The following is a 13,552-nucleotide window of genomic DNA, read 5'->3' as shown; positions in this document are numbered from 1 at the left end:
AAGGGCTATGAACACGGCCCCACTATCCGTACGACCATGCAACCGACGCCTGCCGCCCCTGAACATTCCGAGTCCGAACTCCTCCAATTCCGCCGTGAAAAGCTGGAAGGACTGGTGAAGACCGGCATCGATCCCTTTGGCGGACGCTTCGACACCACCCACCAGCCCGGCGCTCTCAAGGCCGACTTCACCGAAGGCCTCGATGTCCGCGTCGCCGGCCGCGTGCTCTCCCGCCGCGAGATGGGCAAGGCCACCTTCTTTGACCTCGGCGACATCACCGGCCGCATCCAGTGCTACCTCAGCAAGGGCGACGTGGGCGACGAGGCCTACGTGCAGTTCAACCAGCTCATCGACATCGGCGACTTCGTCGGCGTCGAGGGTCTCAGCTTCATCACCAAACGCGGCGAGCGCTCCATCCACGTCAAAAAACTGACCCCCCTCTCTAAGGCCCTGCGCCCCCTGCCCGACAAGTGGCACGGCGTCACCGACAAGGAGATCAAATACCGCCAGCGCTACCTCGACCTCATCTCCAATGACCGCAGCCGCGAGATCTTCGTGACCCGCAGCAAGATGGTCGCCTCCATCCGCAGCTACCTGCAGGAGCGCGGCTTCCTCGAAGTCGAAACCCCCATGATGCAGGACGTCCCCGGCGGCGCCGCTGCCAAGCCCTTCGAGACCTTCTTCCACGCGCTCAATCAGCCCATGTTCCTGCGCATCGCGCCGGAGCTTTACTTGAAGCGCCTCCTCGTCGCCGGCTTCACCCAGATTTTCGAGCTCAACCGCAACTTCCGCAACGAAGGCCTCAGCCGCCGTCACAACCCCGAGTTCACCATGCTCGAGGCCTACTGGGCCTACGCCGACTTCGAAAAGATGGCCGACCTCGTCGAAGGCATGATCTGCCACCTCGCCGAAAACTTCTGCGGCGGCCTCAAGATCGAGCACAAGGACGAAGAAGGCAACGTCACCAAGACCATCGACCTCACCCGCCCCTGGCGTCGCGCACGTTACACCGACCTCCTCAAGGGCATCGACCCTCAGTGGTATGAATACACCCCCGAGCAGCGCAAAGCCCGCGCCCAGGAGCTCGGCGTCGAAATCGGAGCCAACTTCGAAGACTACGAAGTCACCCAGCACGTCTTCGAGCGCCTCATCGAGGCCAAACAGTTCGATCCCCTCTACGTCACCCACTGCCCGAAGGAGCTCGTTCCCCTCGCCAAGCAGAACGCCGAGGACGGCTCCATCGTCGATGTGTACGAGCTCGTCATCAACGGCCAGGAAATCAGCCCCGGTTACTCCGAGCTGAACAACCCCATCGTCCAGCGCGACCGCCTCGAGCACCAGGCCGGCGAAGAGACCCAGAAGATCGACGAGGAGTTCATCCTCGCCCTCGAACACGGCATGCCCCCCGCCGGCGGCATCGGCATCGGCATCGACCGCCTCATCATGATGCTCACCGGCGCCGAAAGCATCCGCGACGTCATCCTCTTCCCGCAGTTGAAGCGCCGGGATTAAAAGTAGCCCAGTTGCGCCGCAACTGGGCTCCTACTCAAGGGTTGCTCACCATGCCTTTTCACAAGGCATGCTGCCCCAGCGTCAGCAAAGCAGCCATCTCGCTCCGCGAGATGAGCCGCGAATTTTCAAACGCGATCCAGTCTCGTTTGTCTCTATGGCTCACAAACGATCACACTCATGACCATGAGAATTCCTGCCCTCGCTCTGCTATTGGCTGCGTCCCCCTCATCGCTTCGCTCCGCCACACCCGAGCAGGCCGCACACGCCATCAACACCCTCGGCCTGGATCTCCACCGCCAGATGCCGAAGCAGGGCAACCTCTGCCTTTCCCCCTTCTCCATCCAGTCCGCTCTCGCGATGACTTACCTCGGAGCCAGCGGCGTCACTCAGGAGGAAATGGCCCGCGTGCTGCACTTCCCCAACGACAAACAAGCCATGGGGGAATCTTTCGCCGCGCTGAAACGAGCTTTGGACGAAGCGCGCGAGGCCTCCGTGAAGGCCGTGGCAGATGCCAAAAAATATGGTGGCCCCAGCGAGGTCACAACGCTGCGTGTGGCAAACCAGCTCTTCGGACAAAAAGGCCATGCCTTTCGTCAACCATTCCGCTCAGACGTAGAGAAGCATTTCGCCGCCCCGCTGAAGTTCATGGATTTCAGCAGCGATCCGGCCGGAGCCCGGATGGAGATCAACGACTGGGTGGCAAAGCAGACACGAGACCGGATTCGCGATTTGCTCCCCAAGAATGCGCTGACCAAGGACACACGCCTTGTGCTGACAAACGCGCTCTATTTCAAAGCCTCCTGGCAAAATGAATTCTACCAAGGATACACCCAACCAAAACCATTTCATGTGAATGGCGGTAAAGAAACAGTGCTGACGCCCACCATGACCCAACGAAGTCACCTGCACTACTACAATGGCCGCGGCTTCCAGGCGGTCACCCTGCCCTACGCAGGAGGTCGCCTGCATTTCCTCCTCATCGTGCCCGACAGCATCAACGGCATTGCGAACATCGAATTAAAGCTGACGCCTGAGCTGCTGCTCGCCTGCGCACACGCGGAAGAGCAATATGTCCTGCTGGACCTGCCAAAATTCAACATCGCTCCGCCCAGCCTACAGCTCGGCGAGATGCTGCAAAAGCTGGGCATGACCACCGCCTTCGACATCCCGGCGGGCAGCGCGGACTTTGATGCCATGTCTCCCAGGGGTCCGGATGACTACCTCTCCATTTCCAAAGTGTTTCACAAGACCTTCCTCGCACTCGATGAAAAAGGCACGGAAGCAGCGGCCGCGACAGTAGCGGAGATGATGCTCACAGGATCAGGCCAGCCTCGCAAAAAACCTTTGGCGATCAAAGCCGACCGTCCCTTCCTCTTCGCCATCCAGCACGCTGAAAGCGGAGCCTGCCTCTTCCTCGGCCGCGTCACCGACCCGCGCTGATCACTTCTTCACCGCCTTCCCTGCATCCAGAAACTCGATCGCCTTCTTCAGCCACTCCGCCTTCGGCGGCTGATGCCCCTGCCCCGGCACATTGATCATCTCCACGGACTTGAAGCCCTCCTTCTTGAAACCGTTTTCAAACACCGCCCGGGTGTTCTTCAGGTTAAAGTCCTTGTCCCCCGTCACCAGCACATACCGGCAGTCCGTCTTGGCCAGCGCCAGGATCTCATCATGCGGAATGTAGCGCGCCTCAAAGACCTCCGCCTGGTCGAGCGTGACGGTGTCCGTGTAGAAATTGGTCCCCATGAAGGCAATCGTGCCCGTGAACATGTCTGCATAAGTCACACCCAGCATGCTCGCCACACGCCCGCCGCCGGAGAAGCCGGAGACATACACACGCTGGTCATCGATGTCGAAAAGCTCACGAATGTTGTCGTTCGCATCCACCGCCAGGCGCATGCGGGCAAACACCTCACGGTTGTTGCCTGAGTTGTGCGCGCCCACAAAGATCAGCTTCTTCTCCGCCAGCACCGCCTCCCATTCCGGCGAGATCGCGGGCGCGTTGCTCGGGCTCACCCAGATGAAGAGCCCATGCGGATCTCCCTTCTTGTACTTCTTCGGCACAAGGATGTCGAACTTCTCCATGCGCACATCATAGGGCGGCGGCGTCTCCATCGCATGCATCCGCATCTTGATCTGCGCATTGTCCGAAACCTGCGGCGAGACTTGGAAGGTGATCGGCGAACGCACACCGGGCTTGATGCCCACATCAGCGGCAAAGCTAAGTACGCTCAGAAAGGGAAGAATCAGGAAATGCCGGGACATGCGCCCGATCAAAGCGGCTCCGTTTACGGCTGTCGATGCTGAAATCGTGCAATCTCACCGCTCCCCCCGTCGTTCTGGGGGTCCGCATGAAGCACCTCCTCAGCCTGCTCCTCCTCACCCTTTCCCTGCGCGCCGCCGACCGCGCACCCAACATCGTCTTCATCCTGGCGGACGACCTCGGCTACACCGACGTCGCGTGCTTTGGCTCCAAATACTACGAGACGCCGCACATCGACAAACTCGCGCAGCAGGGCATGAAGCTCACCAGCCATCACCACTGCCAAAACTGCCAGCCCACCCGCGCCGCCCTCATGAGCGGTCAGTACGCCCCGCGCACCGGCGTGTACACCGTCGGCGGCATTGGCCGCTTCGAGTGGGAGAGCCGTCCCCTGCGTCCGGTGGAAAACGTCACCCAGCTCCCGCTGGAAAAAGTCACCATCGCCCAGACCCTGAAAAAAGCCGGCTACGCCACCGCCATGTTTGGCAAATGGCACCTCGGCGAAAAAGACGCCTACCATCCAGGACAGCGCGGCTTTGACGAAGCCATCGTATCCATGGGCAAGCACTTCGATTTCAAAACCCAGCCACCGGTCGAATACCCCAAAGGCGAATACCTCGCCGACTTCCTCACCGACAAAGCCGTCGATTTCATCCAGCGCCACAAGGACGCCCCCTTCTTCCTCTACCTCCCCCACTTCGGCGTCCATTCACCCCATGAGGCCAAGCAAAATCTCATCGCCCGCTTCAAGGACAAAGCCCCCGTCGGCGGCCATCACGACCCGGTTTACGCAGCCATGATCGCCAGCGTGGACGAAAGCGTCGGACGCGTCATGGCCACCCTCGATGAACTCAAACTCGCAGACAACACCGTCCTCATTTTCGCCAGCGACAACGGCGGCGTCGGCGGCTACGCACGCGAAGGCATCAAAAAAGGCGGCGACATCACCGACAACGCCCCCCTCCGCAGCGGCAAAGGCAGCCTCTATGAAGGCGGCACCCGCGTCCCCTTCATCGTCCGCTGGCCCGGCGTCACCACACCCGGCTCCTCCAGCGACGTCCCCACCATCCATGTGGATCTCTACCCCACCTTCGCCGAGATCGGCAAAGCCCCGCTTCCCGAAAACCAGCCCCTCGATGGCGAGAGCCTCGTTCCCCTCTTCCGCTCCGCCTCCGCCAGCCTCAAGCGCGACGCCATCTACCAGCACTTTCCCGGCTATCTCGGCGCCGGAGAAAACACCTGGCGCACCACCCCCGTGGGCCTCATCGAGCAGGGCGACTGGAAGCTCATGGAGTTCTTCGAAGACGGCCGCCTCGAGCTCTACAATCTCAAAGCCGACATCGGCGAGCAGAAAAACCTCGCCGCCGCGCAGCCAGAAAAAACCAAGGAACTCCACGCCAAAATGCTCGCCTGGCGCGAAGCCATCAAAGCCCCCATGCCCGCCAAAAACGAAGCCCAGACTACCTCCGCCCCAAAGAAACAGGGCAAGGGCAAAGGCAAAAAGAAGAAGCAGGAGGAGTAGGCAGAATAGCCCTCGCCCTCGCCCTCACCCCTTCCGCGCCAGATACACAAACGCCGGTGGCACATTCCCCCAGACGACACGGCTCGTCTCCACCCCGTGCGTCATCTCATGCAGCAGCGCCCGGAACTGCCGCCCGCCCGGCAGCTTGTGAAAGCCCCAGTACGCAAACGTGGCAAAGCACCCGCCCGGCGCCAGGTGCGGCAGTACATTGTTCAGAATCGCCTCCTGCAGCCCGCGCGGAAACGCCGTCCACGGCAGCCCGCTCACGATCGTGTCAAACTTCTCCCCCGGTGGCAGCACCTGCGTAAAATCAAACTCCTGCGCCCCCGCGCACTCAAACCTCATCGTAGGAAAGCGCGGCTTCAGCTGCTGCACAAACGACTCGATCAGCTCGATGCCCAGATACTCCGCGTCATGCGGCATCGAGTCCGCGATGGCTCCGGTAAACGCACCCGTCCCAGGGCCGAGTTCCAAAATGCGCCTGGCCTTCCACACGCCCGCTGCCTCCATCATCCGTTCCGCCAGCGCCACGCTGGAAGGCGCCACCGCTCCGATGGTTTTCCAGTTATGACGCAATTCTTTGACAAAGCTGACGGCTGACATTCGGCGCGGATGTTAACGAGTACAATCCATCACGCGAGGTTTTTTGCGGCAGAATGAACTATCACGAATCCTTTTGTTTTCTCATCTCCTCCGCGATGCGAACCCGGCACTCCTCCGCAGATTTCGTGTACGGGTGTGCCTGCCCCAGGCTCTTCTTGAACCCCTCACGCGCACGCTCCATCAGCCCCAGCGCCTCCCGGTTCTTCGCCTGCGCCTCCAGGCACAGCGCCAGGTTAAAGCAGCTCATGAAAACATCTGGATGCCCCGCACCCAGCACCTTTTCCCGCAGCGCCAGCACCGTGCGGTGCTCACGCTCGGCCTCCGCATAGCGCTCCTGCTCCTGCAGCACCGCCGCAAGGTTGTTGCGGCTGGCCAGCGTCTTCGGGTGTTTCACACCCAGCAGCTTTTCCCTCAGCGCCAGCACGGCCCGGTGTTCCTTTTCAGCCTCCGCATGCCTGCCCTGTTCATTGAGCGCGGTGGCCAGGTTGTTGCGTGTGTCCAGCGTGTCGGAGTGCTCCGGTCCCAGCACACGCTGCCGCACGGCCAGCACCGCTCGGTATTCGCGCACCGCCTCCGCCTGCCTTCCCTGCTCCTGCAGGGTCGCCGCCAGGTTGTTACGGCTGACGAGTGTGTCCGGGTGCTCCTTGCCCAGCACTTTTTCACGGATGCCCAGCACCGCGCGGTTTTCCTTTTCAGCCTCCGCATACTTCCCCTCCGCAGCCAGCGTCGCTGCCAGATCACTCCGGCTGACCAGCGTGTCAGGATGGTTTTTCCCAAACACCTCATGGCAGGTCGAGACGATCTCCCTCAGCTCCATCTCGGCCTCCGCCAGCCTCCCTTGGGCAGACATCGCCGCAGCACTTTGGTAATGCTGCTGCAGCGCCACCAGCCGTTGCTTCTCACGCGTCATGCCCTCCTTCTCGGTCTGGCCGCTCGCTCCTGCCCACGGCAGCAGGCTGGCAGCTGACATCACCAGGGTTAGGCGCATCTTTTGCATGAGCTTTGCGGGATGATGAGGATGGGGCACAGCGAATCAAGACTAAAATCCGGCCGGCCCACACTCTCACATTTGAGTTTGCTCAATGCGAAGTTTCCAAACTTTGAACATCTCACCGCTCACCACATCCAATACCGGCTCTGTCAGCTTGCTGGCCAAAAGACGACCAACCCACCATGAAAAACCACCTCCGTACCCTCTGCCTCACCTCCCTCTGTCTTTCCACGGCACTCCTTCTTTCCCAGTGCACCACGCGCCCCATTGAGACAGCACGTGTGGCCAGCCCCACCCCCACAGGAAACGTCACGGTCAAAGCTCTCGGCGACACCACCGTCGCCACACGCAGGCTCATCCATCATCCTCTGACCAACAAGGACATCGGCAAAGTGTATGAGGAAATCACCATCGTCTCGCCTCGCGGCACTTCCGTCCAGGAACGCGTCATCGTACGCGCCCTGCCAAAGCTTGAGACCAACGTCGTCTCCAAATAGCCCCCCTTCTCTCCAGGGTTAGTTTCCGCTGCCCCGGCTGTTCTCTTGACGTGTGTGGTGCTTTGCAGCGACACTTCGCGCCACACACGCCATGCCCTACCTTCTCGATGCCATCGTCATCCTCGGTTACTTCGCCCTGATCATCGGCATCGGCCTCTCGCAGCGCAGCAAAAGCGGCAGCGTCGAGGGCTTCACCCTCGGAGACCGCCAGATCGCATGGTGGGCCGTGCTCGCCTCCATCCTCGCGGCCGAGATCAGCGCAGGCACCTTCTTCGGCGCGCCCGGCGAAGGCTACGCGCTGAAAAATTTCACCTACATCCAGCTCATCGTCGGCTACCTGCTGGCACGCGTGGTGGTCAGTGCCGTGTTCATTCCCGCCTACTACCGGCACAATGTCGTCAGCATCTATGAGTTCCTCGGCCAGCGCTTCGGGCCGCGCACACGCAGGCTCACCTCCGCGGTCTTCCTCGTCACACGCACCCTCGCCAGCGGCACACGCCTCTGGGTGCCCAGCATGCTCCTCGTGCTCGTGTGGCACCTGCAGTACCCCGGCGAGACACTCTCACCCACCAAGGAGTTTCTCCTCACCGGCGGCGCGCTGATCTTCGTCACCCTCGCCACCGCGCTCTACACCTCCATCGGCGGCATCCGCGCCGTCATCTGGACAGACGTCATCCAGATCATCGTCCTCATCTGCGCCCTCAGCTTCTCCCTCATCTACCTCCTCGGCCACATCCCCGGCGGCTGGGCTGGCGCCACCAAACTGCTCACGGGCGAAAAAGACCTCCTCGTCTGGGACTGGGGCATCAAGCCGGGCGTCGGCCTCTGGGAAAACATCAAAGGCATCCTCGAGCAGGAATACACCGTCTGGGCCGCCTTCCTCGGCTCCACCTTCGTCACCCTCGCCACCCATGGCACCGACCAGGACATGGTTCAGCGCATGCTCACCGCCAAGAACAAAAAGCAGAGCGCCATGGCCACCATCCTCTCCGGCCTCGCAGACGTGCCCATCACCCTCGTTGTCCTCGCCATCGGCATCCTCCTCTGGGTGTACTACCAGCAGCACCCGGACACCACCCTGCCTCGCAGTGAATCCGGTATCGTCTCTGCCAACAAAGTCTTCCCCCACTTCATCCTCACCGTCATGCCCGGCGGCATTCGCGGCCTCGTGCTCGCAGGCGTGCTCGCCACCGCCATGGGCTCCCTCAGCACCGCCTTGAATGCCCTCGCCACCAGCTACGTGCGCGACTTCCACTTCCGCTGGTTTGGCGAGCCCGCCACCGATGCCGGCCGCGTTCGCGTCCTCCGCTTCGGCACCGTACTCTTTGCCGCGCTGCTCATCTCCGTCGCCCTCGGCACCGCCTGGGTCACCACGCACAATCCCACCCTGCGCATCCTCCCCATCATCCTCGGCATCTTCGGCTACACCTACGGCTCCCTGCTCGGCGTCTTCATGGTCGGCCTCTTCACCCGCTCACGCGGCAGCGACTTCGGCAACACCCTCGCCATGCTCGCCGGCTTCATCGCCGTCGCCTACCTCAGCGGCCTCGACATCGATGTGCTAAAACTCTTCAACCCAAAGAGCACTTGGAAGCACGCCGACTGGGTCCCCGTCATCGAGTTCCCCTGGCGCATCATGTTCGGCACCGTCGTCACCTTCTCCATCGCCATCCTCTTCCCCTCTCCCACTCAGTCCCAGGAGGACCGCGCTAACTAAGTCACCTTGCTCTTCAAGTTCGTCCTCGATCCAGCCGCCCCGCAAACTCCCAGCCCTCCGCTCGCCCAACCCGCCTGCGACTTCTGCCATCCCCGTTCATAGTTCGGGCTTCAGCCCGTTCCGCAACCCCTCCTCGATCCAGCAGCTCCGAGTCACCTCGGCACTCCACACGCACAGACCTCTGCGTTTTTCCAATCTCTGCGGTGCAATCAATCAAGCGCTCCGCAGCCCCGGCGCCCCGCCCAAAAAAAAGCGCGGACCGTTTCCGATCCGCGCTCTTCTTGATTTTATCGGACGGTCTCGCCGGCTTCACCGCCTCGACCATCTTCACCACTCTTACGAGTAGCTGGCCTGCTGGCCCTTGATGTCGCGCTTCTTGATCCACGGCATCAGGCTGCGGAGGCGTGCGCCGGTCTTCTCGATCGGGTGCTTCTCGCCATCCTTCAGCAGCTTGTTGAACTTCTTGTAACCCGTCTTCGTCTCGCGCACCCACTCCTTGGCAAACTTGCCGGTCTGGATGTCCTTCAGCGCTTCCTTCATGCGCTTCTTCACGGACTTGTCGATGATCTTCGGACCCACCTTCACGTCGCCCCACTTGGCGGTTTCGGAGATGGAGAAGCGCATGCCCGCGATGCCGGACTCATTCATGAGGTCCACGATCAGCTTCAGCTCGTGCAAGCACTCGAAGTAGGCCATCTCAGGGGAGTAGCCGGCTTCCACCAGCACTTCAAAGCCAGCCTGCACCAGCGCGCTGGTACCGCCGCAAAGAACGGTCTGTTCGCCGAAGAGGTCGGTTTCGGTTTCTTCCTTGAAGGTCGTTTCCAGCACGCCGCCGCGGGTGCCGCCGATGCCGTGCGCCCAGGCCAGCGCGATCTTCTTCGCCTGCTTGTCGGCGTTCTGGTAGATGGCGATCAGGGCTGGCACGCCCTTGCCTTCGGTGTACTGGCGGCGCACGATGTGGCCTGGGCCCTTCGGAGCCACCATGATCACGTTCACGTCAGCAGGGACGGTGATCGTCTTGAAGTGGATGGCGAAGCCGTGGCTGAACAGCAGCGTCTTGCCCTTCACCAGGTTTGGCTTGATGTCCTTGTTGAAGACGTCGGGGATTTTGGTGTCTGGAACGGCGACAAAGATCACGTCGGCCTTCTTCACAGCTTCGGCAGTGTCATAGACCTTCAGGCCCTTTTCTTCGGCCACCTTGCGGCTCTTGCTGCCAGGGTAGAGGCCGATGATCACGTTCACGCCGCTCTCTTTGAGGTTCAGGGCATGGGCGTGGCCTTGGGAGCCAAAGCCGATCACAGCGCAGGTCTTGCCTTTGAGCGGTGCAAGGCTGGCGTCTTTTTCAGTGTAGATTTTCGCGGGCATATAGGTTCTGGTTAGAGGGGCGGCGACAGTGCTTCATCGGGGGGGCGGGGTCAAACGGCTTTTTCCCGGTCCGCCAAGGCTGTCGTTGACCACCCCCGGCCACTGGGTAGTCTCCGGCCCTCCAATATGAAACCCACCATCGCCCTGCTCTGCACCGCACTTGCTGCGGCATCCCTCGTTCAAGCCCAGGAAGTCAAGCCCGCACAGCAGCAGGCCGAATCCCCCTCCTCCTCCGCACTCCCCATGGACAAAGTCAGCTACTTCATCGGTAAAAATGTCGGGGCCTCCATCTTGCGTCAGCAGGAGAAGATCGACCTCAAGGAATTCGCCGAAGGCGTCAAAGACGCCCTCACCTCCAAGAAGAGCTCCAGCTACTCCATGGGCACCGGCCTCGGCCAGCAGTTCGCCAGCGAAGGCATCCCGATCGACGTCGAAAAGCTCATCGCCGGCATCACCCACACCGTGCAGCCAGGTTCTGACAAACCCGCCTACACCGAGGAAGAGCTGACCGCCGCCATGGCCTCCTTTGAAATCTTCATGAAGGCCAAGGCTGAGGCCAACATGACCCCCGAACAGCGTGCCGAGCAGGCCGCCGTGAAGAAAAAAATGGAAGCTGCCAAGGAGGAAGGCGTCAAATTCCTCGCAGAAAACACCAAGCGCAAGGGCGTCACCACCACCAAGAGCGGCCTCCAGTATGAAGTCATGAAGGAAGGCACCGGCCCCAAGCCCGCCATCACAGACACCGTCAGCGTTCACTACCACGGCACCCTCGTCAACGGCACCGTCTTTGACAGCTCCGTCGAGCGCGGCATGCCTGCCTCCTTCGGCCTTCAGCAGGTCATCAAAGGCTGGACCGAAGCCCTCCAGCTCATGCCCGTCGGCTCCAAATGGCGCCTCTTCATCCCTTCCGACCTCGCCTATGGCGAAAGCGGCAGCCCCAGCGGTGAAATCGGCCCCGGCGTCCCCCTCATCTTCGAAGTCGAGCTCCTCGGCATCGTGAAGTAACCGGCCACCATCTCATCATCACCTTTGAAGGGCGATCCTCGCAGGATCGCCCTTTTTCGTGCCGTTTGTTGCCAGCCTTTCTGGCCATCCTTTCACACCCATGTCCGCATCCACCACCCCTCCCCCCACCCCCGCACGTCTCCTCTCCCTGGATGCCCTGCGCGGTTTCGACATGTGCTGGATTCTCGGGCTCTCAACAGTCGCCACTCAGGTGTTGAACCGCGCCTTTCCACAACACCAGGCTGTGGCTGAACTGGCCACCCAGTTCACCCACGTCAAGTGGGACGGCTTCCGCTTCTACGACCTCATCTTCCCCCTCTTCCTCTTTCTCGCCGGCGTCTCCCTCTCCATCGCACTGCCACGCCGTCTCGCGCGCGATGGCCGTGGCGCGGCCATCCGCCACCTGCTCGCACGCGCCGCCATTCTCGTGGTCCTCGGCGTCATTTTCTCCGGCGGCGTGAAAAACGGCTGGGATCAAATCCGCTGGCTCGGCGTCCTCCAGCGCATCGGCATCGCCTCTGCCGCCGCCGGTTTGCTCTCGCTGTTTCTGAAGACCCGCGGCCTCACCCTGGCCGCCGCCACCTTGCTCATCGGCTACTTCCTCCTCCTGCGCTTCATTCCCGTCCCCGATATCGGCGCAGGAAACTTTGCCGAAGGCATGAACCTCACCAACCACCTCGACAGCATCTGGCTCCCCGGCCGCAAATACGACGGCGACCACGATCCCGAAGGCATCCTCAGCACCCTCCCCGCCATCGCCACCGCCCTCCTCGGCTTGCTCACTGGCAAATGGCTCACCTCAGACACCGCCCCTTACCGCAAGGCCGTCGGCCTCATCGCCGCAGGCGCGCTCCTGCTCGCCCTCGGCTGGTCCTGGCACCCCTTCTTTCCCGTCATCAAAAAAATCTGGTCCTCCAGCTTCGTCCTCGTCGCCGCCGGCTGGAGCGCCATCCTCCTCGGCACCTTCTACTTCATCGTCGATGTCCTCGGCTTTAGTCGTGGCCTCGCCCCCTTTCTCTGGGTCGGCTCCAATCCCATCGCCCTCTACCTCGCCTCCGGCTTCGGCTTCTTCCGCACCATCAGCGAGCGCCTCGTCACCACTCCCCCGCCCCCTTACGACTGGATCCCCTCCGCCATGACCTTCCTCATCATGCTCGCCACCGCCCGCTGGCTGCATCAAAGGAAGATCTTCCTGAAGGTCTGAAGTACGACAGACACTCCTTGTATATAGATCAGCGCTCTCAAAAACAGATTCCGAGCGCAGCATCTGCCACCGTAGGATGGGTGTGGCGACAGCCCGCCCGTCCATGAGCGCGCCGCAAACACCCATGCCCCTCGCACCCCGGCCAATTCACCAAAACACGGAACAAGCAGTTCCATGAATCGCAGGAGTGATGCTGCCCCAACAACGCCCCGGCAAACCAGGCTGGGAAGCGCGTAGCGCTGGTATAACGGTAACCGTGGGAGCCAACCCTCGGAACCACGCCAGCCAATCCCTGGAAAAAATCCGGTTGAACCGCGTAGCGGTGATACAAACCTCTATTCGGCCCATCGCGCCCCTCACTTCCCGCTCGCCGGGCAATATGGCAGGCTTTTCAAAAAACAGTCAAAAGCCAGTGCAGCTTCGATTGGCAGTCAAAGCCCGTCAGGAGGTCTGCGCAGGCTTTCTGGACCACGCCAGTTTTCGCGCATGGTCAAAAGGCAGGCTGAGGTCATGAAGAACACTGCCCATGCAGCACCGTAGGACACAAACTCACGCGGCGAGACCGGTGTGATCCAAGTCTTCCATTCCAAGGGCATGCTTTTCGGGCCTTGGAAGCCCGGCTCATGGAATTTCAAAATGAGGTCTTGGTAGACGACACGACCGACAACGATGACGGCAAACAAAGCGGTTCCTGTGAACAATCGCTTCAGGCTGGTGGGAAGCAGCACTCGCAGCCTCTGCCAGTCCTGAAGCCAGACCACGCTACTTCCGTTAATCTCACACAAGGCTCGGCCAGCCGCGAAAAATGGGATGAACACAATGAGATGCAGCGCATAAAAACCGACCCAAATGCCATGGTCGGGTCTGAACACG

12 protein-coding genes are annotated in these 13,552 nt (G+C 61.3%); 7 read left to right on the top strand and 5 right to left on the bottom strand.

Annotated elements, in window-relative coordinates; all coding sequences use genetic code 11:
- Positions 1-36 precede the first annotated feature (36 nt).
- Both lysS and ACZ5WW_RS18890 read left to right on the top strand, forming a co-directional pair.
- Positions 37-1,512, top strand: a complete 1,476-nt coding sequence (gene lysS / locus ACZ5WW_RS18895; RefSeq protein ID WP_377168850.1) for a lysine--tRNA ligase — start codon at positions 37-39, stop codon at positions 1,510-1,512.
- 183 nt (positions 1,513-1,695) lie between these two features.
- Positions 1,696-2,952: a serpin family protein gene (locus tag ACZ5WW_RS18890; RefSeq protein ID WP_377168847.1), complete on the top strand. Its 1,257-nt coding sequence runs from the start codon at positions 1,696-1,698 to the stop codon at positions 2,950-2,952.
- Here the strand turns inward: ACZ5WW_RS18890 and ACZ5WW_RS18885 are convergent, their stop codons facing one another.
- Positions 2,953-3,777, bottom strand: coding sequence for an alpha/beta hydrolase family protein (locus ACZ5WW_RS18885; protein ID WP_377168845.1), 825 nt, complete (start codon positions 3,775-3,777; stop codon positions 2,953-2,955).
- An 86-nt stretch (positions 3,778-3,863) separates the two neighbouring features.
- Between ACZ5WW_RS18885 and ACZ5WW_RS18880 the strand changes: the two genes are divergently transcribed.
- Positions 3,864-5,297, top strand: coding sequence for a sulfatase (locus ACZ5WW_RS18880; RefSeq protein ID WP_377168843.1), 1,434 nt, complete (start codon positions 3,864-3,866; stop codon positions 5,295-5,297).
- 24 nt (positions 5,298-5,321) lie between these two features.
- Here the strand turns inward: ACZ5WW_RS18880 and ACZ5WW_RS18875 are convergent, their stop codons facing one another.
- Positions 5,322-5,900, bottom strand: a complete 579-nt coding sequence (locus ACZ5WW_RS18875; protein ID WP_377168841.1) for a class I SAM-dependent methyltransferase — start codon at positions 5,898-5,900, stop codon at positions 5,322-5,324.
- Between the two features lie 61 nt (positions 5,901-5,961).
- Positions 5,962-6,870 (bottom strand): tetratricopeptide repeat protein, encoded by a 909-nt coding sequence (locus ACZ5WW_RS18870; RefSeq protein WP_377168839.1) that lies wholly within the window; start codon positions 6,868-6,870, stop codon positions 5,962-5,964.
- Positions 6,871-7,073: 203 nt separating this feature from the next.
- Here ACZ5WW_RS18870 and ACZ5WW_RS18865 point away from each other — a divergent pair, with 203 nt between their 5' ends.
- Together ACZ5WW_RS18865 and ACZ5WW_RS18860 are read left to right on the top strand one after the other, a co-directional pair.
- Entirely contained in the window at positions 7,074-7,388 is a 315-nt protein-coding gene (locus ACZ5WW_RS18865) for a hypothetical protein (RefSeq protein ID WP_377168837.1), read from the top strand.
- 91 nt (positions 7,389-7,479) lie between these two features.
- Positions 7,480-9,105: a sodium:solute symporter gene (locus tag ACZ5WW_RS18860; protein ID WP_377168835.1), complete on the top strand. Its 1,626-nt coding sequence runs from the start codon at positions 7,480-7,482 to the stop codon at positions 9,103-9,105.
- 336 nt (positions 9,106-9,441) lie between these two features.
- On the opposite strand, the gene ilvC is transcribed toward ACZ5WW_RS18860, so the two are convergent.
- Complete coding sequence (gene ilvC / locus ACZ5WW_RS18855) at positions 9,442-10,470, bottom strand: ketol-acid reductoisomerase (RefSeq protein ID WP_377168832.1); 1,029 nt, start codon at positions 10,468-10,470, stop codon at positions 9,442-9,444.
- 126 nt (positions 10,471-10,596) lie between these two features.
- On the opposite strand from ilvC, the gene ACZ5WW_RS18850 reads away from it, so the two are divergent.
- Together ACZ5WW_RS18850 and ACZ5WW_RS18845 are read left to right on the top strand one after the other, a co-directional pair.
- Entirely contained in the window at positions 10,597-11,475 is an 879-nt protein-coding gene (locus tag ACZ5WW_RS18850; RefSeq protein WP_377168830.1) for an FKBP-type peptidyl-prolyl cis-trans isomerase N-terminal domain-containing protein, read from the top strand.
- A gap of 100 nt (positions 11,476-11,575) precedes the next feature.
- Positions 11,576-12,679, top strand: a complete 1,104-nt coding sequence (locus ACZ5WW_RS18845; protein WP_377168828.1) for an acyltransferase family protein — start codon at positions 11,576-11,578, stop codon at positions 12,677-12,679.
- A gap of 431 nt (positions 12,680-13,110) precedes the next feature.
- Here ACZ5WW_RS18845 and ACZ5WW_RS18840 read toward each other — a convergent pair whose 3' ends face one another.
- A complete protein-coding gene (locus tag ACZ5WW_RS18840; protein ID WP_377168826.1) occupies positions 13,111-13,551 on the bottom strand; it encodes a hypothetical protein in 441 nt (146 codons plus the stop codon).
- Position 13,552 lies beyond the last annotated feature (1 nt).

Source organism: Prosthecobacter fluviatilis (assembly GCF_055388355.1).
This window is presented reverse-complemented; position numbering and strand designations above follow the sequence as displayed.

What these genes read in the sequence shown, in the direction of transcription:
- ACZ5WW_RS18860 (WP_377168835.1), top strand. Translation starts at nt 7,480, where the DNA reads ATGCCCTACCTTCTCGATGCCATCGTCATCCTCGGTTACTTCGCCCTG.
- ACZ5WW_RS18875 (WP_377168841.1), bottom strand. Translation starts at nt 5,900, where the DNA reads ATGTCAGCCGTCAGCTTTGTCAAAGAATTGCGTCATAACTGGAAAACC.
- ilvC (WP_377168832.1), bottom strand. Translation starts at nt 10,470, where the DNA reads ATGCCCGCGAAAATCTACACTGAAAAAGACGCCAGCCTTGCACCGCTC.
- ACZ5WW_RS18865 (WP_377168837.1), top strand. Translation starts at nt 7,074, where the DNA reads ATGAAAAACCACCTCCGTACCCTCTGCCTCACCTCCCTCTGTCTTTCC.
- lysS (WP_377168850.1), top strand. Translation starts at nt 37, where the DNA reads ATGCAACCGACGCCTGCCGCCCCTGAACATTCCGAGTCCGAACTCCTC.
- ACZ5WW_RS18845 (WP_377168828.1), top strand. Translation starts at nt 11,576, where the DNA reads ATGTCCGCATCCACCACCCCTCCCCCCACCCCCGCACGTCTCCTCTCC.
- ACZ5WW_RS18880 (WP_377168843.1), top strand. Translation starts at nt 3,864, where the DNA reads ATGAAGCACCTCCTCAGCCTGCTCCTCCTCACCCTTTCCCTGCGCGCC.
- ACZ5WW_RS18885 (WP_377168845.1), bottom strand. Translation starts at nt 3,777, where the DNA reads ATGTCCCGGCATTTCCTGATTCTTCCCTTTCTGAGCGTACTTAGCTTT.
- ACZ5WW_RS18870 (WP_377168839.1), bottom strand. Translation starts at nt 6,870, where the DNA reads ATGTCAGCTGCCAGCCTGCTGCCGTGGGCAGGAGCGAGCGGCCAGACC.
- ACZ5WW_RS18850 (WP_377168830.1), top strand. Translation starts at nt 10,597, where the DNA reads ATGAAACCCACCATCGCCCTGCTCTGCACCGCACTTGCTGCGGCATCC.
- ACZ5WW_RS18890 (WP_377168847.1), top strand. Translation starts at nt 1,696, where the DNA reads ATGAGAATTCCTGCCCTCGCTCTGCTATTGGCTGCGTCCCCCTCATCG.